This window comes from Rhizobium sp. N731 (assembly GCF_001664145.1).
Taxonomy (GTDB): domain Bacteria; phylum Pseudomonadota; class Alphaproteobacteria; order Rhizobiales; family Rhizobiaceae; genus Rhizobium; species Rhizobium esperanzae.
On record NZ_CP013606.1, the window covers coordinates 100824 to 123895 of the forward strand.

Consider the following 23072-nt stretch of genomic DNA (forward strand, 5'->3'; position numbering starts at 1 on the left):
TCGGAACGTGGCGATGAATCAAAGCAGGGATCCCACCTTGCATCAGCGCATCCTGGGCGACATCGAAGGCCGTATCGTCTCGGGCGAATGGCCGCCGGGGCATCGCATTCCCTTCGAGGTCGATCTCGCCACGCAGTATGACGTCTCACGGATGACGGTGAACAAGGTGCTGACCCAGCTCGCCAAGGCTGGGCTGATCGAGCGCCGCAAGAAATCCGGCAGTTTCGTCACACAGCCGCAGGCGCAATCGGCGGTTCTCGAAATCCACGACATCAAGGCCGAGGTGCAGTCGCTGAACCTGCCTTATTCCTATGCGGTGTCGAAGAAGACGAGCCGCAAGGCCAAGGCGGAAGACAGCCGCCGGCTGGAGCTGCCTCTGGCGTCCTCGGTCGTCGAAGTGGTCTGCATCCACAATGCCGGCGCGCGGCCTTTCTGTTTGGAGGAACGGCTGATCAGCCTCGCGACCGTGCCGGAGGCGGCCGATGCCGATTTCCTGACGGTGGCGCCGGGGCCGTGGCTGCTCAACCAGGTGCCGTGGAGCACCGCCGAACACCGGATTCACGCCGTTTCCGCCAGCGCCGAGGTGGCGGCCGCCCTCGACATCGCCCGCAACACCGCCTGCCTGGTGGTCGAGCGCCGCACCTGGAGCGGCGCCGGACCGGTGACCCACGTGCGCTTCACCTATCCCGGCGATCGTCACGCACTGGTGGCGCGGTTCACACCGGCGTCGCAGTAAGTTCCATATACAACATCGCGGGTGTTTTAGTCTTCGAACATCTTGCCGCTGCGCGCCTCGAGCCGGTAGCGATAGCCGGGATAGACGAGACGGGCGGTCGAAACCACCTGTTTCGCCGACCATGTGCGCCGGCGGATCGTCAGGCACGGCTCGCTCTTGAGGATGGTCAGCAGCTTGCATTCCCAGGCCTGCGGCATCGCCGCCTCGACGACGTGCTCGGAGCCGCTGAGCGGGGCGGCGGCGGTCAAATAGGCGTTCGGCGTGAGCGTCGTGAAATCCTGCTCGAGATATTCGGGAGCGGCCTCCGGATTGACGAACCGGTCCTCGATCTGCACCGGAACGCCGTTTTCGCTGTGGACGATCAGCGAGTGGAAAACGGCGGCGCCGATTGCCAGCTCCAGGGCGTCGGCGATCTCCGGAGAGGCGGTTTCCCGGGCCAGAACCACGACCGAGGCTTCATGGATATGGCCGCGTTCGGCGATCTCCTCGGCGATGTTGCGCACCTCGAACAGTGCCGAATAACCCTTGCGCTCGGCGACGAAGGAGCCGACGCCCTGGATGCGGACGAGTTCGCCTTCATTGGCAAGTTCGCGTAGCGCCCGGTTGGCGGTCATCTTGCTGACGCCGAGTTCGACGACCAGCTCGTTTTCCGACGGCACGCGGTATTTCGGCGGCCATTCGCCGCTGTGGATGCGGTCGAGGATCACCTGCTTGACGCCGGCGTAAAGCGGCGTGCTGTCATTTCCCGCCAGGTCGCGCTTCATCTCGCCGGAACGCTTCATTGCCTATTCCTTTTGCACGGATGCAATTTGCCACATAATCGACTTTCCTCTTGCATATCACAAAATATCTCATATGGTACCATATACAACCTCCCAATCGGTCCTCGAGATAAAAATAGGACGGAAAGGGCAAGCCGGCGGAGATCGGCGGTGCCGCAAGGTCTGTTTCAACTCCAGAGGAGAATTCATCAATGAAATTTAGCGCCATCCTGTTTTGCGGCGTCGCCGCTTTTTCCGCCTTTGCCGCCCCCGCCTTTGCCAAGGACTGGACGAAGGCGACCATCACGCTCGAGGGCGCCTATGCGCCGTGGAACCTCACCAATGCCGACGGCACGCTCGGCGGCTTCGAGCCGGAGCTTGCCAAGGTGCTGTGCGAGCGCGCCAAGATCGAATGCACGCTTGTCGCCTCCGACTGGGACGGCATGATCCCGGCGCTGAATGCCGGCAAGTTCGACGTCATCATGGATGCGCTGTCGATCACCGAGGAGCGCAAGCAGGTCATCGACTTCACCGTTCCCTATGCCGCCACGCCCGCCGCCTTCGCCACCGCCAAGGACAGCCCGCTGGCGAAAGCCGCCGGCACCGGCGCCACGATCAAGATGACGCCTGGCCAGACCGGCGTGAAGGAGATCGACGCGCTGAAGGAAGCGTTCAAGGGCAAGACGATCGGCATCCAGGCGGCGACCGTTTACGCCAAGTTCGTCTATGACAATTTCGGCGATATTGCCGAGATCCGCGAATACAAGACCGGCGCCGACCGCGACCTCGACCTGCAGAATGGCCGTATCGACCTCGGATTCGACGACGCCGTCTATTTCGCCAATGCCTTCCAGGCAGCCAACGGCGCGCTCGACTTCACCGGCCCGGAGATCGTCGGTTCGATCTGGGGCGAGGGCGAAGGCCTCGGCATCCGTAAGGCCGACACCGATCTGCGCGACAAGTTCAACGTGGCGATCAAATCGGCACTCGCCGACGGCACGGTCAAGAACCTTTCGATGAAGTGGTTCAAGGTCGACGTCAGCCCGCAGCAGTAAGCGCTTCGGCCCTATGGCCGCAGGCGCCGGTCTCCGGCTTTATCGCCGGAGACCGCGTGTTATTCTCGATCGATAAAACACTGCCACGGACGGGGAACGGACGCTATGGCAACCTTGGAACTGCTTGGCTTCGGCTCGACGGGATGGGGCGCGCTGCTCATTCTCGCTGCCTTGATGACGCTGGCCGTCACCGCGACGGCGCTGGCGATCGGCGCGGTGCTGGGCGCGATCGTCGCGGGCGCGAAGCTTTCCGGCAATCCTCTCCTCGTCGCGCTGGGCAACGTCTATACAACCGTCTTTCGTGGCGTGCCGGAACTGCTGATCATCTATCTCATCTATTTCGGCGGTTCCTCGGCCGTCACTTCGATCGGCAAGGCGATGGGCTACGAGGGTTTCCTCGGCCTGCCGTCCTTTGCCGCCGGCGCGCTTGCCGTCGGCATCATCTCCGGCTCCTATCAGGCGGAGGTGTTCCGCGGCGCCTATCTGGCGATCTCCAAGGGTGAGCTCGAAGCGGCCTCGGCGATCGGCATGCATCGTGGCATGCGTTTCCGCCGCATCATCATCCCGCAGGTGCTTCGCTTCGCCATTCCCGGCCTCGGAAATGTCTGGCAGCTCAGCCTCAAGGATTCGGCGCTGATCTCGGTTACCGGCCTTGCCGAGCTGATGCGCACCAGCCAGGTGGCGGCCGGCTCGACCCGGCAATATTTCCTGTTCTTCATTGCCGGCGGCTGCCTCTACCTGATCCTGACCAGCCTTTCCGACCGCATCTTCAACGGCGCGGAACGCCGCGCCAATCGCAGCATGCCGGCCTCCGCCATGGGCCAGGCATAAGGGGGCGACGATGGATTTCACCTTTCTCGCTTCGACCATGGTGACACTGCTGAAGGCGGTGCCGACGACGCTGATCCTGTTTTCGCTGTCGATCTTTTTCGGCGGTCTGCTGGCGCTGGTCATCGTCACGATGCGGGTCAGCGGTAACCGCTATCTGTCGGGTTTCGCCAAGGGCTATATCTTCGTCTTCCGCGGCTCGCCGCTGTTGATCCAGATGTTCCTGGTGTTCTACGGCCTCGGCCAGTTCGGCGTCATCCGCTATTCCTTCCTCTGGCCGTTCCTGCGCGAGCCGATGGTCTGCGCCGTGCTGTCGCTGGCGCTCTGCACCGCCGGCTACACGGCGGAGATCTTCCGCGGCGGCATCCGCGCCGTTTCCCCGAAGGAGATCGAGGCGGCCCGCTCGATCGGCATGTCCGGTTTCCTGATGGTGCGCCGCATCCTGGCGCCGATCGCCTTCCGCCACGCGCTGCCGGCCTATTCCACCGAGATCGTGCTGATGATGAAGTCGACGGCGCTCGCCAGCCTCGTCACCGTCTGGGAGGTCACCGGTGTGGCCCAGCGGCTGATCTCGCAAACATACCGCACGATGGAAGTCTTCCTCTGCGCGGCGATCATCTATCTCGTTTTGAACTTCATCATCCTGCAGGGCATGGCTCTGCTCGAATATTCGCTGTCCCGACACCGCCGCGCGATCCCGCAGGCGCTGAAGGTCTAGGCGGAACCTGAATCGATTGGAGCAACCATGCCAGGCGTAACCCGACTTTCGGTCCGCAATATCCGCAAGAGCTTCGGCACGCACGAAGTGCTGCGCGGCATTTCCCTCGATGCCGAGGACGGCGATGTGATTTCGCTGCTCGGCGCCTCCGGCTCCGGCAAATCGACCTTTCTGCGCTGCATCAACCTGCTCGAAACCGCCAGCGACGGTGAGATCTGGGTCGATGGCGAGCACATCGAGATGGTGCACAAGAACGGCAAGACAAGGCCGGCCAGCCAGAAGCAGGTCGACCATATCCGCTCCGAACTCGGCATGGTGTTCCAGTCCTTCAATCTCTGGTCCCATATGACGATCCTGCAGAACGTCATCGAAGGCCCGATCCATGTGCTGAAGCGGCCACGCGCTGACTGCATCGCCGAGGCCGAAGCGCTGCTCGAAAAGGTCGGTATCGCGGACAAACGCCATGCCTATCCCGCCCATCTCTCCGGCGGCCAGCAGCAGCGCGCCGCAATCGCCCGCGCTTTGGCGATGAAGCCGAAGGTCATGCTCTTCGACGAGCCGACATCCGCACTCGATCCGGAACTCGTCGGCGAGGTGCTGCGCGTCATGCGGGCGCTTGCCGAAGAAGGCATGACCATGCTCGTCGTCACCCATGAGATGAGTTTTGCCCGCAACGTCTCGAACCGCGTCGTCTTCATGCGCGAAGGGCTGGTCGAAAGCAGCGGCAAGCCGGACGATATGTTCGGCGGCGGCGCGTCGCCGGCTTTCCGCCAGTTCATCGGCCATTTCGGAACAGGGCAATGACGATCACCATCGATAAAGTGCTGACCTGGCGCGATGTCGCGCGGGTCGGGGCAGGGGAGGCGCTTGCGCTGTCGCCGGCCGCCTGGGCGCGGGTCGAGCAGGCAAGCCGCATCGTCGCCAGCATCGTCGAGACGGGCGTGCGCGCTTATGGTGTCAACACCGGCGTCGGAGCGCTCGCCGATACCGTGGTCGACCGCGCCTCGCAGAGCCTGTTGTCGCGCAGCATCGTGCTCAGCCATGCCTGCGGCGTCGGGCCGCTGCTGGCCGGGCGGGAGGTGCGCGCCATCATCGCCGCCCAGATCGCCAATTTCGCCCACGGCCATTCCGGCGTGCGGCGCGAGATCGTCCAGCATCTCACAGCCTTGCTGGAGCATGACTGCATTCCCGACGTGCCGTCGAAAGGCTCGGCCGGTTACCTCACCCACAATGCTCATACCGCGCTCGTCCTGATCGGCGAAGGCAGCGCCACTGTGGCCGGTCGGCGCATGAGCGGCCGCGAGGCGCTGGCGGCGATCGGCCTGCAGCCGTTGGTGCTCGGCGCCAAGGAGGGCCTGAGCCTCGTCAACGGCACGGCCTGCGCCACGGGGCTGATCGCAGCAGCGCTTTTGCGTGCCGAACGGCTGCTCGACTGGGCCGATGCCATCGCGGCGCTGACGCTGGAAGCGGCAGGCTGTCAGATCGCCGCCTTCGACGCGGCGGTGCTGGCGCTGCGCCCGTCTGCCGGGATCGAAAAGGTCGGAGCCAGCTTGCGCGCCCGCCTCCAGGGCAGCGGCCTCGTCGCCGCCGCCTTCGGCCGGCGCACCCAGGATGCGCTGAGCCTTCGCTCGGTACCGCATGCCCATGGCGCCGCCCGCGACGTGTTCGACAATTCCGCCCGCATCGCCGATCAGGAACTTGCCTCGGTGACGGATAATCCGGCTGTCTCAGGCACGCCGGAGCAGCCGATCGTTTCCTCCGAGGCGCATGCCGTCGCCCCGGCGCTCGGGCAGGCGGCCGACAGCCTCGCCGTTGCGCTGGCGCAGATCGGCGCGATCAGCGAGCGACGCATGGACCGGCTGGTCAATCCGCTGGTCAGCGGCCTGCCGCCGTTTCTGGCGAGCGATGCCGGCAGCCATTCCGGCTTCATGATCGCCCAATATACCGCAGCCGCGCTGAGCAACGACAACCGTCGGCTTGCCGCGCCCGCGGCCATGGACGGCGGCCTGACCTCCGGCCTGCAGGAGGATTTTCTCGCCCATCCGACGGCGGCCGCCGGCAAGCTGCTCGCCGTCATCGACAATGCCGAATATATCTTGGCGATCGAGTTGATGGCCGCAGCCCAGGCGCATGATTTCCTGGCGGCAACCGCGCCGCGGGCGGCAGGCACGGAGCTCCTCTATCAAGCCGTGCGTGAACATGTGGTTCATTATGGCGACGAGCGGCCGCTGAACGGCGATATCGAGGCCGTACGCAATCTGATCCGCGAGACAGCGCCGCCGGCTGTCTAGGCGACTCGTCAGAAAGGTTTACTTGTTGCCGAATCCTGCTTGGCCGGCTCGCTGGCCTCGAGCCGTTTGAGGCATTGGGCGAAGGTTGGATAGAGCTGATCCACCCGCGAAAGCGGCAGCGTCCAGTCACCTTCGTCGCCGGCAAAGGTCAATTGCACGTCAGGCGTTCCAGCAAAGGAATTCTTGATGATCTTCTTCAGTCCGCCGCTGCCCTTGCTGCCTTTGGGCCAGAGGCGAAGCGTGTTCTTGTCGAAGAATTCCGCGGCGACCACCTTCGTTGCCGCTCGATCGGTCAGCGTCACCTCGGTCGTGGTGCCGGTGGGAATGTCCCATGTGTTCTTCGAGACCAGCCAGAAGGTTTCGGTGGCGCTCTGGCGGAATTCCATCGTCTTGCCCAGTTCGCTGTCCCACTGCAGCCGGCAGTAGGCAGGGTGCTCGCTGGCAAAGCCGACCGACCATTGCCTTGCGCCGCCCATCCATTCGGTCTCGCCGAAGGCCGAGACCGGCGGCAGGGCGGCTGCCATCAGAACCATCGCGGTCAGAATTTTCATCGCCGAAACCTCTCCAGGTCAATCGCTCCAGCGATAGCAAAAGAAGGTTGAGCTTTTGCTACCGGACCGCCGGGATGGGCAGCGGATGCCATTATGAACACGCCTCAAATGTCGCAAGGTCTTGAATTTGCGGCTCACCTTGCCGATCTGGCGGAGAGCGGCATGATAAGAAGGGAGTTCGAACTCAGGGATGAGCGAGGTTCAACAACGCGGATTTTGGAAGAGACTCGGCGCATATGAACCGCTGACATTGATCACCATGGCATCGATCGCCGGCGGGCTGTTCGTGCTGCAGCGGCTGACGAGCGAGGTGCTCGAAGGCGAGACGCTCCGTTTCGACGAAACGATCTTGCTGGCGTTGCGACGGCCGGGTGAGCTTGGCGTGCCGATCGGCCCCGGCTGGCTGACGCATGCCGTCGGCGACATCACCAGTCTCGGTGGCATCACCGTTCTCTCGCTGATGACCGGTCTCGTCACAGTCTATCTCTTGCTTGACCGGCGCTGGCCGATCGCGATCTTCGTCTTTTCCTCGGTGCTGACAGGATGGCTGGCGAGCACGACGCTGAAAATCCTCGTCGCCCGGCCGCGTCCCGATATCGTCCCGCATCTCGTCGAGGTCAGCGATCTCAGTTTTCCCTCGGGCCATGCGATGGTTTCGGCGGTGACCTATCTGACGCTGGGCGCGCTCTTAGCCCGCACGCAGCGTTACCGCTCGACGCGGATCTTCGTCATGGCCGCTGGCGTTTTCCTCGCCGTCATCATCGGCTTGAGCCGGATCTATCTCGGCGTTCACTATCCCACCGACGTCTTCGCCGGATGGTGTGCGGGCGCGCTCTGGGCGCTCGCCTGCTGGCTGATCTCGAAACGCTTCGTCCCGAGCAGAGCCCCGGGCGATGGCCTCGAAAACGGCAATGGCGACGGTGACTAGGACATAGGCTTAGAACGACTGTGGCGCCCGCATGGGGCGCCACAGCGATTTCAGCGCTTAAGTGCGCGGCTTCAGGTTGTCCGGGTCGTAGATCGGCTTGTAGCCGACGCCGACGACTTCCACCGGATAGGTCTCGGCGAAGTATTCGATATTCAGCTTGCGTCCGACCTGGCAATAGGACCAGGGCAGGTAGGCGAGCGCAATGTTCTTGCCGACCGTCGGGCCGTAGGCGATCGAGGTGGTGTAGGAGCGGCGGCCGAGCTCGTCGACCAGGACCTCGCCGGTGGCGGGATCGACGACCGGCAGGTTGCCGAGCGGATAACGCTTGACGCCCGACTTGTCGGTATTCTCGGTCATCACAAGCGTGCAGAGCATGGCCGGCTGGTGTTCGCGCGCCTTGTATTCGAGATGTTTTGCCTTGCCGCGGAAATCGGCTTCCTTGACCTTCGGACGGGCGAGATCGGCTTCGATCAGGTTGTACTGGGTCAGCAGGTCGGCGTTTTGCAGGCGCAGGCTCTTTTCCATGCGGCGCGAGTTTGCATAGGTCTCGACGCCGAAGGCCATCACGCCGGTCGAGCGCAGCGCATCCCAGACGGCGAGACCGTCTTCGTACTTCATGTGCAGTTCCCAGCCCTGCTCGCCGACATAGGAGATGCGGAAGGCAGTGACCGTCTTGCCTGATATTTCGATCGGCTTGATGGCTGCGAAGGCGAAGTTTTCCTGATCGAGCCCGGCCGGATCGGCCACGACCTTTTTCAGCGTCTCGCGGGCGTTCGGACCCCAGATGCCAACCGTCACGAATTTTTCCGAGACGTCGGTGATCGTCACGTCAAGGCCGCGATCCTGGGCGACGCGCCTCATATAGTGCAGGTCGCGCGGGCCGGCATCGGCGCCGTTGACGAGACGGCAGCGGTCGGCCATGCGGAAGACGGTGAAGTCGGCGCGGACCATGCCTTCGTCGTCGAGGAAGTGGGTGTAAACGCCCTTGCCGATGTTGGCATCGCCGCCGATCTTAGCGGCGCACAGCCACTCCATCAGCTCGACATGATCGGGCCCCTCGATATCGACCATGTGGAAGTGGCTGAGATTGACGATGCCGCAATCCTCGCTCATCGCCAGATGCTCGGCATTCGAGACGCGCCAGAAATGGCGGTTGTCCCATTCGTTCTCGCGCACCGGCACCCGGTCGCCGTATTTTTCCAGAAGGTGCTCGTTGGCGGCATAGCCGTGCGCACGCTCCCAGCCGCCCAGTTCCATGAAGTAGCCGCCCAGCTCCTTTTCGCGCTCGTAGAAGGGCGAGCGCTTGGCGTTGCGGCCGGATAGATAGGGTTCGCGGGTGTGAACGGCCGGGAAATAGATCTTCTGGGCGGCCTCAAAGCAGCGGCCTTCGATGAATTCTTCGGTCAACTGATGCGGATAGAAGCGGGCGTAGTCGATGCTGTTGTGGTCGATTTCGGTCCGGCCGTCGGTCATCCAGTCGGCGATCAGCTTGCCGTAGCCCGGGCCGTCCTTGACCCAGATGGCAACGCAATACCAGAGGCCGCGCACCTTCTGGCTTTCGCCGCAGGACGGGCCGCCGGCGGCGGAAACCTGCAGCAGGCCGTTGAAGGAGTGACCTTCGTTATAGCCGAGTTCGCCGAGGATCGGTGTCAGTTCCATGGCGCGCTCGAGCGGCTCGATGATCTGTTCCATCTCGAGGTCGCGCTGCGAGGGCGAAAGGCGGGCTTCGTGTTTTTCGAGAAGCTCGCGCGGATGGCACATGCGCGGATTGTTGGCTTCGTAATAGCCCCACTCGATCTGGCCGCCTTCGGTCGTCGCCGGGTCGCCGGTATCGCGCATATAGGCGGAGTTGCCCTGGTCGCGCAGTAACGGGAAGCCGATTTCCTTGCCGGTGCCTTCGAACTCGTTATAGGGGCCGAAGAAGGTGAGCGGGTGGTCGACCGGCATGACCGGCAGGTCTTCGCCGACCATCTCGGCGATCAGGCGGCCCCAGAGGCCGGCGCAGACGATGACGTGGTCGGCCATGATCGTGCCGCGATGAGTGACGACGCCCTTGATGCGGCCGCCTTCGACGATCAGCGACTTCGCCGGCGTGTTGCCGAACACCTGCAGCTTGCCGGCCTTTTCGGCGGCATCGACCAGCTTGCCGGCGACGGTCTGCGAGCGCGGGATGACGAGGCCGGCATCCGGATCGAAGAGGCCGCCCATCACCTGATCTTCCTCGATCAGCGGGAATTTTTCCTTGATCTCGGCAGGGCTGACATAATGGGCGCGGGTGCCGAAGGCGCGGGCCGAGGAAAGCTTGCGCTTGATTTCCTCCATCCAGGCATCGTCGCCGGTGCGGGCCACTTCGAGGCCGCCGATGCGGGCGTAATGACCCATCTTCTCGTAGAAATCGATCGAATATTGCGTCGTCCAGACCGACAGATAGTCGTGGCTGGTGGTGTAACAGAAGTCCGAGGCATGGGCTGTGGAGCCGATATCGGTCGGGATGCCCGACTTGTCGATGCCGACGATATCGTCCCATCCGCGCTCGACGAGATGGTGCGCGATGGAGGCGCCGACGATGCCGCCGAGCCCGATGATGACGACCTTTGCCTTTTCCGGAAATGCTGCCACGTGCTGTTCCTTCTATTTCCGCACGAATTAAAACTACCTAGCCGCGCTTGGCTTACGCTTCGCGTGAGATGCAGGAGCCATGTCAGCCTCGTGAGCGTGTCACATTTGCCGAAGCTGCAAAACTCCAGACCTCTCCCTCTCGAAGCTGGATAAGCCATTATGCATAAGGCTCACAATCGTCATTGGTCCTACGCCGTCGAGTAACGGCGTAATTGCGCCAGTCCGGATCGGGCTGAAGTTATTCCAGACAGAGCTCGCACGCCCCCGTCACGGTGCTGAAATCGCCTCGAGCCGGTCGATGTCCCCCAACACGATATCTTCGGAAACAGGTTCGCGATTGTGAAGGCGGAACCATTCGGCGGCGTCACGCACGCGGTCCCCGTGCGGCGCGGGATAGGCGCCCAGCCGGAGAACCCACTCGCGCACGGTCTCGCGCTCCATCCGCCCGGCCCGGTATCGCTCGCAGACGGTTTTCGCCGAGGCGACGAGATCATTGATGCTTTTCATGGGGGCCGCCCTTCAATGCACGGAAGGTTCTTCATCGTCGAGGAAGGATCGGATGCCGTCCCGCTCCACGACTGCCAGGAATTCGTCGAAGGCCTCCCGGTCGGTCACAAAGGGCTCCTCCCAGCGGATCAGATCCTCCGCTTGGGTGACGACTTCCATCGTCCAGTCCTCATTGCTGCCGGAGGTTCGAAAGATGTCGACGAGCACCGTTACTCCGTCATCGGTGAATTCCCCTGCCAATTCGGAGTGCTCAAGCTTCTGTTTCTTTGCCATTCAACCGCCAGCGCCGGGAGGGGCGTCGTTTTTCAGATATTCTTCATATTGAACCGTCTCGGTCTCGTCAGTGTCTATAGAAGCCGATGCAGGTCTTGCCAAGCGAACGCCGGCGCCGCCGCCATTCTCCGGGATGAAAAGCACGCCGGCGTCTTCCAGGGCGCGCTTGACATGCCGCAGCGTTCGCTCGTCCGGAAAAAGCCTCTCGGCCTCGAAGCCGGCAATCGTCGCCTTGGTTACCTCGGAGGCTGCGGACAGATCCTGCTTGGACCAGGCGATGAGAGCACGCGCGGCGCGGCACTGGGCTGGAGACAGCATGAATATCCACCTGGCATTGAGACTCTGATCTGGCTCTGGGGCAGCACTATGAAGATGTGAGCGCGCCCGAAGAAAGCAAGCCCATGAAATTGCTGCGACCTTTGATGCGCACCCTCATTGGGCGATCGTCAGGGTTGATTGACTGCATATCAGCAAAGTCTAACGTAATGCTCCTTTATCACGCCCGGGAGGTAACAATGCGTGAGCCAGATATGCAGAAACTCGATGCGCTCGTCGGCCGTCTCGTCGGCGATGTCGGCGCCGCCGTGTCAGGGGCCTTGGTCGTGCTTGGCGACAAGGTGGGGCTGTTCAAGACGATGGCCGATGGGAAGCCGATGAGCGTTGAGCAGATTGCTGCCAAAACCGGGATCAAGGAGCGCTATGTCAGGGAATGGCTGAGCGCCCAGGCGGCCGCGGATTATATCGTTTACGATGAAAAGACCGATCGTTTCAGCCTGACGGCGGAACAGGCGATGGTCTTTGCCGAGGAAAACAGCCCGGCCTTCTTCGTCGGCGCCTTCGAGGTGGTGCAATCCATGTGGATGGACGAGCCGAAGGTCACCGAAGCCTTCCGCACCGGCAAGGGTCTCGGCTGGCATGAACACAGCACCTGCCTGTTCCGTGGCACTGAGCGGTTCTTTCGCCCGGGCTACAACAGCCATCTCGTCAATGAATGGATTCCTGCCCTTGCCGGCATGGACGAAAAGCTCAAGGCCGGCGCCCATGTCGCCGATGTCGGCTGCGGTCACGGCGCCTCGACCATCCTGATGGCGCAGGCCTATCCCGCCTCGCATTTTACCGGCTTCGATTATCACGGCCCGTCGATCGAAAGAGCCAAGGCCGCCGCCAAAGAGGCCGGCGTCGCCGACCGTGTCACCTTCGAGCAGGGCAAAGCAGCCGAGTTTCCGGGCCGCGACTATGATATGGTCGCCATGTTCGACTGCCTGCACGACATGGGCGATCCGGTCGGCGCCGGCCGGCACGTCAAGGAGACGCTGGCGCCGAACGGCACCTGGCTGATCGTCGAGCCCTTTGCCCATGATCGTCTCAAGGATAATCTCAATCCCGTCGGGCGCGTCTATTACGGCGCTTCGACGATGATCTGCACGCCGGCATCGCTCTCCCAGGAGGTGGGGCTCGGGCTTGGCGCCCAGGCGGGAGAAATGAGGCTGCGCAAGGTGGCGCTTGACGCCGGCTTCAAGCATTTCCGCCGCGCCACTGAAACCCCGTTCAACATGGTGTTCGAGGTCCGGGCCTGAAGGCACCGGCTCCGGGGATGAAGCTATTTCGGCCTGCCGATGCTGGCATACATGCCTGTCGTGCGGAATTCGGTCGGATTGGTGCCGTAGACGCGGCGGAAGACCTTCGAGAAATAGTTGGCGTCCTCGAAGCCGCACATGATGGCGACTTCCTTGACCGGCAGGAAGTCCGCCTTGGTCAGAAGCTTGACGGCGCGCTGCAGCCGCTGCTGCAGCACGAATTCGGCCGGCGGCACGCCCTCGCTCTCGGCGAAACTGCGGGAGAAATGCGCGCGGCTGAGGCCGACGATGGCGGCGAGTTCATTAACCGGCAGCGGCTTGTCGAGATTGGCGTTGATGTGGTCGATGACAGGCTGCATCGGGCTGAGCTCGGCGGCAAAGGCTGGTGAGTTGAAGACGTCGTCATAAAGCGCCATCGCCGCTTCATAGGCGATTGCCGAGGCCGCACCCGGCGAGGCCGCGCCCTTGACGAGGCGCAGGCTGCAATCGGCGAGATGATCGATGGTCGCAGGCTGCAGCTTCAAGACCGGGCCGGCGGTGGAGAGCACCAGCTGATGGATGCGCAGCGTCTCCTCGCCATTCATCGAGATCCAGAAATACTCCCAGCGCTCGCCCTTCTCCAGCCAGTAGCGGTGATTGTGCGGCACGAGCACCAGCAGCGTGTCGCCGCCCTGAAGGCGATAATTGCGATTCAAATAGCGTAGCCGGCCGCTGCCGCTGATCGTGTGCTGCAGCACGGTGAACGGAGTCTGGCCGCGTTTTCGGCCGTCCCAGTCATAGGTCTCGTTCTCCCGCACTTCGTAGCCAGCGCTGGTCGGCATGGCGTGCAGACGCTGGCGTCCGCGGGGCAGCGAAACCGTCCTCATCGACTGTCCGTTGGCGATCAAATCCTGCAGCACAAAATTACCCCTGAAAGCATAATCCTTCTCTGGTCGGCCTGCCGAATTCGGGCATAATCCCGCTCAACAAAACGAGGAGAACGCGGCCGATACAGCGGCCGGGAGGAAAACAGGCAGGTTTTACGGCTCTTTCAACCACATGCGCCGGCATGCGGCCTGATCCCTCACAACCATATTTTCTCTAGCATTCCATCGGGTCGAGGTGAAGATCATGAGTTTCAAAATCGCTATCATCGGTGCGGGCAGCGTCGGTTTCACCAAGAAGCTGTTCACCGACATATTGTGCGTTCCGGAGTTCCGCGACGTCGAATTCGCGCTGACCGATCTCAGCGAACACAATCTCGAAATGATCAAGGCGATCCTCGACCGCATCGTCGAGTCGAACAAGCTGCCGACCAAGGTGACGGCGACGACCAACCGGCGCCAGGCGCTGGAAGGCGCACGCTACATCATCAGCTGTGTGCGCGTCGGCGGGCTCGAGGCCTATGCCGACGATATCAGAATTCCGCTGAAATACGGCATCGACCAGTGCGTCGGCGATACGATCTGCGCCGGCGGCATTCTCTACGGCCAGCGCAACATCCCCGTCATTCTCGATTTCTGCAAGGATATAAGGGAGGTCGCCGAGCCGGGCGCGAAATTCTTGAACTACGCCAATCCGATGGCGATGAACACCTGGGCGGCGATCGAATACGGCAAGGTCGACACCGTCGGTCTCTGCCACGGCGTCCAGCACGGCGCCGAACAGATCGCCGAGGTGCTCGGCGCCAAGTCGGTGCGCGAGCTCGATTACATCTGCTCCGGCATCAACCACCAGACCTGGTTCATCGATCTGCGCCTCAACGGCCGTAAGATCGGCAAGGACGAACTGGTCGCCGCCTTCGAGGCGCATCCCGTCTATTCGCAGCAGGAGAAACTGCGCATCGACGTGCTGAAGCGGTTCGGCGTCTATTCCACCGAAAGCAACGGTCATCTCTCGGAATACCTGCCCTGGTACCGCAAGCGGCCGGAGGAAATCACCCGCTGGATCGACATGTCCGACTGGATCCACGGCGAGACCGGCGGCTATCTCCGCCACTCCACTGAAACCCGCAACTGGTTCGAGACGGAATTCCCGCAGTTCCTCGAATCCGCCTCCAAGCCGATCGATCCGGCCAGGCGCTCGAACGAACATGCGAGCCATATTCTGGAAGGGCTGGAGACGAACCGGGTCTATCGCGGCCATTTCAACGTCAAGAACAATGGCGTCATCACCAACCTGCCGGCCGATGCGATCATCGAATCGCCCGGCTTCGTCGATCGCTTCGGCATCAACATGGTCTCGGGCGTCACCCTGCCGGAAGCCTGCGCTGCCACCTGCATCGCCTCGATCAATGTCCAGCGCATGTCGGTGCACGCCGCCATCTCGGGCGATATCGACCTCTTGAAGCTTGCCGTGCTGCACGATCCGCTGGTTGGAGCCGTCTCGACGCCGGAGGAGGTCTGGCAGATGGTCGACGAGATGGTCGTTGCCCAGGCGCGCTGGCTGCCGCAATATGCCGATGCCGTGCCGGCCGCCAAGGAGCGGCTGTCGAAATCGAAGGTGCAGACCCGCGATTGGGCGGGGGCTGCGCGCCGCAACGTCCGCTCGATCGAGGAGCTGCGTGCGGAAAAGGCGGCGCTGAAACAGGCCGTCTGATTTTTTCGTGGAAGATGGGTCGTCATGGGTTTCCGGGAGGGAAATCCATGACATCAAACCCGCTTTCACATCGTGCGAGGAAAAGGAGCCCGCGTGACCGCGCTCCGAAACAGAGGGAGAAACGATGATGAATTTCCGCAAAACAAGCATTCTGGCCGGACTGGCGCTCGGCGTCTCAGTCATGGCGTTGAATGCCTACGCCTCCGAGGCGACCGTTCCGCCGGTGCCGCCGGAATTCCCGGCCGAAGGCAAGATCAACTATGTCGCGCGCGACTCTATCCTGGAGTTCAAGGCGCTGCCCGAATATCACGAGCCCGACTGGGTCACCAAGAATTTCGTCTCCAGCGGCAAGCTGCCGGCGGTCAAAGACCGGCTGCCGAAGGAGCCGCTGGTCTTCAAGACGGGCAATATGCCCGACGGCATCGGCGTTTACGGTGATACGATGCGCCATGTCATCGGCGGCCGGCCGGAAGGCTGGAATTACGGCGCCGGCCAGACGCAGGGCTGGGGCGGCATCGACATCGGCCTGTCCGAATGCCTGACGCGCACCGCGCCGCTCTTCCAGGTGAAGGCCCAGGATACCGAGCCGCTGCCGAACCTTGCCAAGAGCTGGCACTGGTCGGAGGACGGCCATAAGCTGACCATGCACCTGATCGAAGGTGCCAAGTGGTCCGACGGTGCGCCGTTCAACGCCGACGACATCATGTTCTACTGGGAAGACGAGGTCATCGATCCCAACGTCTCGCCGCTTGGCGGCGGCGCTTCGCCCGAGGCCTTCGGTGTCGGCACCACGCTGAAGAAGATCGACGATTACACCGTCGAGTGGACCTTCAAGGAAGCCTTCCCGAAGCAATATCTCTACACGATGGCCTACCCGAACTTCTGCCCGGGTCCGTCCCATATCCTGAAACCCCAGCATCCGAAATATTCGAAGAACACCTACGACCAGTTCAAGAACGCCTTCCCGCCGGAGTTCATGAACATGCCTGTGATGGGCGCCTGGGTGCCGGTGGAATATCGCCCTGACGACATCATCGTCCTGCGCCGCAATCCCTATTACTGGAAGGTCGACGAAAAGGGCAATCAGCTGCCTTATCTCAATGAGCTGCACTACAAGCTCTCGACCTGGGCCGACCGCGACGTTCAGGCCGTGGCCGGATCCGCCGATTTCTCCAATCTCGAGCAGCCGGAAAACTTCGTCGCATCGCTGAAGCGCGCTGCGGAAAAGACCGCGCCCGCCCGCCTTGCTTTCGGACCGCGCCTGATCGGTTATAACCTGCGCATGAACTTCTCCGCCAACGGCTGGGGCAACCCGGACGAGCGCGGTCAGGCAATCCGAGAGCTCAACCGCAACGAGGACTTCCGCAAGGCCGTCAGCATGGCGCTGGATCGCAAGGCGATCGGCGACTCGCTGGTCAAGGGGCCGTTTACGGCGATCTATCCGGGCGGACTTTCCTCCGGCACCAGCTTCTACGACCGCAACTCCACCGTCTACTATCCCTTCGATCTCAAGGGCGCCAAGGCGGAACTCGCCAAAGCCGGCCTCAAGGATACCGATGGCAACGGCATCGTGAACTTCCCGGCCGGCACGGCGGGCGGCAAGGATGTCGAAATCGTCATGCTGATCAACAATCAGTACACGACCGACAAGAGCCTTGCTGAAGGTGTCGTCGGCCAGATGGAAAAGCTCGGCCTGAAGATCGTCATCAATGCGCTCGACGGCGCCAAGCGTGACGATGCCCATTATGCCGGCCGCTTCGACTGGCTGATCCAGCGCAACACGACGGAGCTGTCGTCGGTGGTACAGAATACCGAGCAGCTTGCCCCCGTCGGTCCGCGCACCAGCTGGCATCATCGCGCCGGCAAGGACGACAAGCTCGATCTGATGCCGTTCGAACAGGAGCTTGTCGACGTCGTCAACAAGTTCACCACCAGCCAGAACAATGACGAGCGCGTCGATCTGATGAAGCAGTATCAGAAGATCTCGACCGAACACGTCAACACGGTGGGACTGACGGAATATCCCGGCGCCCTGATCATCAACAAGCGCTTCTCCAATGTGCCCCAGGGAACGCCGATCTTCATGTTCAACTGGGCTGAAGATTCGGTGATCCGCGAACGCCTGTGGGTGGCTGCCGACAAGCAGGGCAAATACGAGCTGTTCCCCGAGCAGCTGCCCGGCAAGCCTGGCGACAAGGGCCCGACCAACTGAGGCCCGATCAACTGAGGCTTGTCGCCTGAAACCAAGAGCTGATGCGCGTCGCATCCGATGCGACGCGCGGGAAAAGTTCCCTCCCAGCTGAAGTGAGTTCCGGGCCGCGCGTGCCGCGCGCGGCCTGATATGACCAACGAGCCGGCCGCGCCGACAGGAGCGACTGGCGGCCAAGCGAAGCGAACCGTCCGATGTTGCGATTCCTGCTCGTGCGCATAGCCTCCGCGATCCCCGTTCTGTTGATCCTGAGCGTGGTGACTTTCGCGATCATCCAGGCTCCGCCCGGCGACTATGCCGATTACATAAGATCCCAGCTGATCAACCAGGGTGGCGCATCCTATGCCCAGGCCGACGCGCAGGCGCAGGCCTACCGGGTCGAGCACGGCCTCGACAAGCCGCTGGTCGTCCAATACTTCAACTGGATCGGCGGCATTCTCACCCGCGGCGATTTCGGCTACAGCATGTTCTACAACAAGCCGGTTGCCGACGTTGTCGGCGAACGCCTGCCGCGCACCCTGCTTCTGGCGCTCGTCTGCCACATCTTCGCTTCGGTGCTCGGTATCGGCTTCGGCATCTGGGCAGCAACGCGGCAATATAGCTGGATCGACAGCACGCTTTCGGCAGTTTCCTTCCTCGGCATGACGGTGCCGCGCTTCCTCATGGCGTTGATCATCGTCTATCTCCTGGTCTTCCAGTTCAACGTGACGGAGATCGGCAGCTTCTTCTCGCCGCAATATGGCGGCGCACCCTGGTCCTGGGCGAAGTTCGTCGATCTCATCCACCATGTCTGGCCGGTTGTGGCGATCGCCACCTTCGGCGGGCTCGCCTACAATATGCGCGTCATGCGCGGCAATCTGCTCGATACGCTGAATGCCCAATATGTCGAAACCGCAAAGGCCAAGGGCCTGTCCGGCAGCGCGGTGGTGATGCGCCATGCGGTGCCGAACGCGCTGCATCCGCTGGTCATGTATCAGGGCGTCGTGTTGCCCTACATGCTGACCGGCGAGATCGAAACCGCGATCATTTTCGCACTGCCGACCGTCGGCCCGGCAATCGTCGGCTCGATGGCGATCGGCGACGTCTATGTCACCGCCACCTTCATGATGGTGCTGTCGGCGACGCTGATCGTCGGCAATATCATCGCCGACATGCTGCTCGCCCTGCTCGATCCGCGCGTGCGCCAGTTCGGAGGAGCCTGAGATGCTTGCTTTCGATTCGTCCGACACACCACCGACAACCGAACCGGCAATCAAGAAGCCTTCGCATGGCAGCGAAAGTTATCTGGCGCTCGTCTGGCGCCGGCTGCGGCGCTCCTGGACCGGCATGATCGGCCTCGTGCTCGTCGGGCTCTTGATCCTGATGGCGGTCTTTGCCGATTTCTTCGCGCCGATGGACCCGAAGGCGACCGATGTCGGCTTCGCGCCGCCGCAGGTGATGAGCTTCCACGACAAGGACGGCAATTTCGTCTTCCAGCCGCGCGTCTATGCGCTGTCGGATTCCGAGGAGCTCGACCCGGTCACCTTCCAGCCGATCGTCGGCATGGATTACGACAATCCCAGGCTGCTCGGCTTCTTCGTCGAGGGCGCCGAATACAAGCTCTTCGGCCTGATCCCGGCCGACCGGCACTTCTTCGGCTCGACCGACGGCCAGCCGGTGCATTTCCTCGGCACCGACAAGTTCGGCCGCGACGTGCTGTCGCGCGCCATCATCGGTTCGCGCATCTCGCTGATGATTGCGCTGACCGTCGTCTTCATCGTCACCCTGATCGGCACGACAGTCGGCATGGTCTCAGGCTATTTCGGCGGCACCTTCGATATCTGGTTGCAGCGCTTCGTCGAGCTGGTGCTCGCCTTCCCGCAGCTGCCGCTCTATCTCGCCTTGACCTCGCTGATCCCGGTGACGGCGCCGACCAATGTCTTCCTCGCCTTCGTCATCGTCGTGATGTCGGCGCTCGGCTGGGCGCAGATGTCACGCGAGGTGCGCGGCAAGACCTTGGCGCTCGCCCGCATCGATTATGTCCGGGCGGCGATGGCGGTCGGCGCCACCGATCGGCGCATCATCATCCAGCATATCTTCCCGAACGTGATGAGCCACGTCATCGTCGCCGTGACGCTCGCCATACCGAGCGTCGTGCTGCTGGAATCCTTCCTTGGTTTCCTCGGTTTCGCCGTCAAGCCGCCGCTGATCTCCTGGGGGCTGATGCTGCAGGATACGGCGACCTATTCGGTCATCGGCTCCTATCCCTGGATTCTTTCCCCGGTCGGCTTCGTGCTCGTCACCGTCTTCGCCTTCAATGCGCTCGGCGACGGACTGCGCGACGCGGTCGACCCCTATTGAGGTGATTGATATGGCTCTTGCACTGGTCAATTCCTTCGCCCCGCCCGTCCGTCACGATCATGACGGCCGCTCGGACACGCCGATCATCGATGCCCGCAACGTCGCGGTAAATTTCAAGGTCGAGGACGGCATGGTCGAAGCCGTCAAGGACGTCTCCTTCCAGCTCTATCGCGGCGAGACGATCGCGATCGTCGGCGAATCCGGCTCCGGCAAATCGGTGACCGCAAGGACGGTGATGGGGCTGCTGTCGAAACGCGCCGTCGTCTCCGGCAGTTCGACCGTCTCCTACGACGGCAGCAACATCCTGAAATTCTCCGAGCGGGCGCGCCGCAAGCTGCGCGGCGACCGCATTTCGATGATCTTCCAGGAGCCGATGAGCTCGCTGAACCCGATCTATACGATCGGCAGCCAGATCGTCGAGGCGATCCGCGTGCATCGCCGGATCAGCAAGCGGGATGCGGAAAAGCGGGCGCTTGAACTGCTCGAACATGTGCAGATCCCCGATCCCGCCGCGCGCCTCAAGCAATATCCGCATCAGCTTTCCGGCGGCCAGCGCCAGCGCGTGATGATCGCCATGGCGCTCGCCAACGATCCCGACGTGCTGATCGCCGACGAGCCGACGACGGCCCTCGACGTCACCGTGCAGGCGCAGATCCTCAATCTGATCCGCAACCTGCAGAAGGAACTGGGGATGGCGGTCATCCTCATCACTCACGACCTGACGGTCGTGCGCCAGTTTTCCGACTATGTCTATGTGATGCAGCATGGCGAGGTGCGTGAGCACAACGTCACCGAAGCGCTGTTTGCCAATCCGCAGCACGCCTATACCAAACACCTGCTCGCCTCCGAGCCGCGCGGCCAGGCCAATCCGCTGCCGGAAGGATCGGATATCATCCTCGACGCGAGGGGCGTGCGCGTCGGCTTCATGATGCGCCATGGTACCATTCTCAAACCTCAGATGCGCGAGCTCGTCGCCGTCGACAGCCTGAGCCTGATGCTGCGCCGCCACGAGACGCTCGGGCTGGTCGGTGAGTCCGGCTCCGGCAAGACCACCTTCGGCCAGGCGATCCTGCGGCTGAACACGCCCCAGGCCGGCGAGATCTATTTCGACCGCCAGCCGATCCACGGGCTGTCCCGGGCCGAGATGCGGCCGCTGCGCGCCCGCATGCAGATCGTCTTCCAGGATCCGTTCTCCTCGCTCAACCCGCGCATGACAATCGGCCAGATCATCGACGAGGGCCTCGTCGTCAACAAGCTCGGCGCCACGAGGGCCGAGCGGCAGGACCGGGTGCGTGAGGCGCTTGTTGCCGCCGGCATGCCCGGCAATATCCTGTCGCGTTTCCCGCATGAATTTTCCGGCGGCCAGCGCCAGCGCATCGCCATTGCCCGCGCCATCGCGCTGGAGCCGGAATTCATCCTGCTCGACGAGCCGACATCTGCACTCGACCTCTCCGTCCAGGCGCAGATCATCGAACTGTTACGCAAGCTGCAGGACGAGCGGGGCCTGAGCTACCTCTTCATCTCCCACGATCTGAAGGTCGTCCGGGCGCTGTGCCACCGCGTCATCGTCATGCAGCATGGCAAGATCATGGAAGAGGGGCCCGTCGACGAAGTTCTCACCCATCCCAAGACCGCTTACACGGAACGGCTCGTCAAGGCCGCTTTCGAGGTAGCATGATTATCGAATGCCGGAGGCTATAATGGCAGGAAATCCCAAAATCACCTTCATCGGAGCTGGCTCCACCGTCTTCATGAAGAACATCATCGGCGACGTGTTGCAGCGTCCGGCGCTCTCGGGCGCAACAATCGCCCTGATGGACCTCAACCCGCAGCGGTTGGAAGAAAGCGCCATCGTCGTCAACAAGCTGATCTCGACGCTCGGCGTCAAAGCCAAGGCCGAGACCTATTCCGACCAGCGCAAGGCGCTGGCCGGCGCCGATTTCGTCGTCGTCGCCTTCCAGATCGGCGGCTATGAGCCCTGCACCGTCACCGACTTCGAAGTGCCGAAGAAATACGGCCTGCGCCAGACGATCGCCGATACGCTCGGCGTCGGCGGCATCATGCGGGGCTTGCGCACCGTGCCGCATCTCTGGAAGGTCTGCGAGGACATGCTCGCCGTCTGCCCCGAGGCGATCATGCTGCAGTACGTCAACCCGATGGCGATCAACACCTGGGCGATCGCCGAGAAATATCCGACGATCCGCCAGGTCGGCCTCTGCCACTCGGTGCAGGGCACGGCGATGGAACTGGCGCACGATCTCGACATTCCCTACGAGGAAATCCGCTATCGCGCCGCCGGCATCAACCACATGGCCTTCTATCTCAAATTCGAGCATCGCCAGGCCGACGGCTCCTATCGCAACCTCTATCCGGATCTGCTGCGCGCCTATCGCGAGGGCAGGGCGCCGAAGCCCGGCTGGAACCCGCGCTGCCCGAACAAGGTGCGCTACGAGATGCTGACGCGGCTCGGCTATTTCGTCACCGAAAGCTCGGAGCATTTCGCCGAATACACGCCCTATTTCATCAAGGAGGGGCGCGAGGACCTGATCGAGAAATTCGGCATTCCGCTCGATGAATATCCGAAGCGCTGCATCGAGCAGATCGAGCGCTGGAAGGGCCAGGCCGAGGCCTATCGCTCGGCCGACAAGATCGAGGTCGAGCCGTCGAAGGAATATGCCTCCTCGATCATCAATTCGGTCTGGACCGGCGAACCCTCGGTCATCTACGGCAACGTCCGCAACAATGGCTGCATCACCTCGCTGCCGGAAAATTGCGCCGCCGAAGTGCCCTGCCTCGTCGACGCCTCCGGCATCCAGCCGACGTTCATCGGCGACCTGCCGCCGCAGCTGACGGCACTGATGCGCACCAATATCAACGTGCAGGAACTGACGGTGCAAGCGCTGATGACCGAAAATCGCGAGCACATCTACCACGCCGCGATGATGGACCCGCATACGGCGGCCGAGCTCGACCTCGACCAGATCTGGTCGCTGGTCGACGACCTGCTCGCCGCCCACGGCGACTGGCTGCCCGAATGGGCCCGCACGAACCGTAAAGTCCAGGCCGCCTGATCCCCTCTCCCGGGTGAGGCGTCGAGAAGCC

Annotated in this window: 21 protein-coding genes; 14 read left to right on the top strand and 7 right to left on the bottom strand. The window is 62.6% G+C overall.

All coding sequences use genetic code 11. The annotated features are described in order from the left end of the window. Positions 1-13: 13 nt before the first annotated feature. A complete protein-coding gene (gene hutC, locus AMK02_RS27920; RefSeq protein WP_064808163.1) occupies positions 14-736 on the top strand; it encodes a histidine utilization repressor in 723 nt (240 codons plus the stop codon). Between the two features lie 26 nt (positions 737-762). On the opposite strand, the gene hutC (AMK02_RS27925) is transcribed toward hutC (AMK02_RS27920), so the two are convergent. Then, complete coding sequence (gene hutC / locus AMK02_RS27925) at positions 763-1518, bottom strand: histidine utilization repressor (protein ID WP_064808165.1); 756 nt, start codon at positions 1516-1518, stop codon at positions 763-765. A 191-nt stretch (positions 1519-1709) separates the two neighbouring features. On the opposite strand from hutC (AMK02_RS27925), the gene AMK02_RS27930 reads away from it, so the two are divergent. The 5 genes from AMK02_RS27930 (at position 1710) to AMK02_RS27950 (ending at position 6389) form a co-directional block, all read left to right on the top strand. Beyond that, positions 1710-2552: a transporter substrate-binding domain-containing protein gene (locus AMK02_RS27930; protein WP_012490473.1), complete on the top strand. Its 843-nt coding sequence runs from the start codon at positions 1710-1712 to the stop codon at positions 2550-2552. 105 nt (positions 2553-2657) lie between these two features. Continuing rightward, entirely contained in the window at positions 2658-3383 is a 726-nt protein-coding gene (locus AMK02_RS27935; protein WP_064808167.1) for an ABC transporter permease, read from the top strand. 10 nt (positions 3384-3393) lie between these two features. Then, a complete protein-coding gene (locus AMK02_RS27940) occupies positions 3394-4098 on the top strand; it encodes an ABC transporter permease (RefSeq protein ID WP_004674851.1) in 705 nt (234 codons plus the stop codon). A 27-nt stretch (positions 4099-4125) separates the two neighbouring features. Further along, positions 4126-4902 carry an ABC transporter ATP-binding protein gene (locus AMK02_RS27945; protein ID WP_064808170.1) on the top strand — a complete coding sequence of 259 codons (777 nt, stop codon included), beginning with the start codon at positions 4126-4128 and terminating at the stop codon, positions 4900-4902. Next, the gene (locus tag AMK02_RS27950) at positions 4899-6389 is read left to right on the top strand and encodes an HAL/PAL/TAL family ammonia-lyase (protein ID WP_064808172.1); all 1491 of its coding nucleotides are present in this window, start codon (positions 4899-4901) and stop codon (positions 6387-6389) included. Before AMK02_RS27945 ends, AMK02_RS27950 begins: the two co-directional genes overlap by 4 nt. Before the next feature lie 8 nt (positions 6390-6397). Here the strand turns inward: AMK02_RS27950 and AMK02_RS27955 are convergent, their stop codons facing one another. Beyond that, complete coding sequence (locus AMK02_RS27955; protein ID WP_010017196.1) at positions 6398-6940, bottom strand: hypothetical protein; 543 nt, start codon at positions 6938-6940, stop codon at positions 6398-6400. A 190-nt stretch (positions 6941-7130) separates the two neighbouring features. Between AMK02_RS27955 and AMK02_RS27960 the strand changes: the two genes are divergently transcribed. After that, positions 7131-7868, top strand: coding sequence for a phosphatase PAP2 family protein (locus tag AMK02_RS27960; protein WP_064808174.1), 738 nt, complete (start codon positions 7131-7133; stop codon positions 7866-7868). A gap of 57 nt (positions 7869-7925) precedes the next feature. Here AMK02_RS27960 and AMK02_RS27965 read toward each other — a convergent pair whose 3' ends face one another. The 4 genes from AMK02_RS27965 to AMK02_RS27980 all read right to left on the bottom strand — a co-directional run bounded on the left by AMK02_RS27965 (position 7926) and on the right by AMK02_RS27980 (position 11585). After that, positions 7926-10487, bottom strand: coding sequence for a GcvT family protein (locus AMK02_RS27965; RefSeq protein ID WP_064808176.1), 2562 nt, complete (start codon positions 10485-10487; stop codon positions 7926-7928). A gap of 267 nt (positions 10488-10754) precedes the next feature. Beyond that, positions 10755-10994 (bottom strand): hypothetical protein, encoded by a 240-nt coding sequence (locus AMK02_RS27970; protein ID WP_037145066.1) that lies wholly within the window; start codon positions 10992-10994, stop codon positions 10755-10757. Between the two features lie 12 nt (positions 10995-11006). Beyond that, entirely contained in the window at positions 11007-11267 is a 261-nt protein-coding gene (locus tag AMK02_RS27975; protein ID WP_064808178.1) for a hypothetical protein, read from the bottom strand. Beyond that, positions 11268-11585 carry a hypothetical protein gene (locus AMK02_RS27980; RefSeq protein WP_064808180.1) on the bottom strand — a complete coding sequence of 106 codons (318 nt, stop codon included), beginning with the start codon at positions 11583-11585 and terminating at the stop codon, positions 11268-11270. Positions 11586-11782: 197 nt separating this feature from the next. On the opposite strand from AMK02_RS27980, the gene AMK02_RS27985 reads away from it, so the two are divergent. Further along, a complete protein-coding gene (locus AMK02_RS27985; RefSeq protein ID WP_064808182.1) occupies positions 11783-12844 on the top strand; it encodes a class I SAM-dependent methyltransferase in 1062 nt (353 codons plus the stop codon). A 23-nt stretch (positions 12845-12867) separates the two neighbouring features. Here AMK02_RS27985 and AMK02_RS27990 read toward each other — a convergent pair whose 3' ends face one another. Next, positions 12868-13710 (bottom strand): AraC family transcriptional regulator, encoded by an 843-nt coding sequence (locus tag AMK02_RS27990; protein WP_064808820.1) that lies wholly within the window; start codon positions 13708-13710, stop codon positions 12868-12870. A 244-nt stretch (positions 13711-13954) separates the two neighbouring features. On the opposite strand from AMK02_RS27990, the gene AMK02_RS27995 reads away from it, so the two are divergent. The 6 genes from AMK02_RS27995 (at position 13955) to AMK02_RS28020 (ending at position 23041) form a co-directional block, all read left to right on the top strand. Then, positions 13955-15421 carry an alpha-glucosidase/alpha-galactosidase gene (locus tag AMK02_RS27995; RefSeq protein ID WP_064808183.1) on the top strand — a complete coding sequence of 489 codons (1467 nt, stop codon included), beginning with the start codon at positions 13955-13957 and terminating at the stop codon, positions 15419-15421. Positions 15422-15545: 124 nt separating this feature from the next. Further along, positions 15546-17633, top strand: coding sequence for an ABC transporter substrate-binding protein (locus tag AMK02_RS28000; RefSeq protein WP_064808185.1), 2088 nt, complete (start codon positions 15546-15548; stop codon positions 17631-17633). Between the two features lie 191 nt (positions 17634-17824). Then, positions 17825-18832 carry an ABC transporter permease gene (locus AMK02_RS28005; protein ID WP_064808187.1) on the top strand — a complete coding sequence of 336 codons (1008 nt, stop codon included), beginning with the start codon at positions 17825-17827 and terminating at the stop codon, positions 18830-18832. A 1-nt stretch (position 18833) separates the two neighbouring features. Further along, positions 18834-19970 (top strand): ABC transporter permease, encoded by a 1137-nt coding sequence (locus AMK02_RS28010; RefSeq protein ID WP_064808189.1) that lies wholly within the window; start codon positions 18834-18836, stop codon positions 19968-19970. Positions 19971-19980: 10 nt separating this feature from the next. Continuing rightward, positions 19981-21648, top strand: a complete 1668-nt coding sequence (locus tag AMK02_RS28015) for an ABC transporter ATP-binding protein (RefSeq protein ID WP_064808191.1) — start codon at positions 19981-19983, stop codon at positions 21646-21648. 22 nt (positions 21649-21670) lie between these two features. Beyond that, positions 21671-23041, top strand: coding sequence for an alpha-glucosidase/alpha-galactosidase (locus AMK02_RS28020; protein ID WP_064808193.1), 1371 nt, complete (start codon positions 21671-21673; stop codon positions 23039-23041). Positions 23042-23072: the final 31 nt, after the last annotated feature.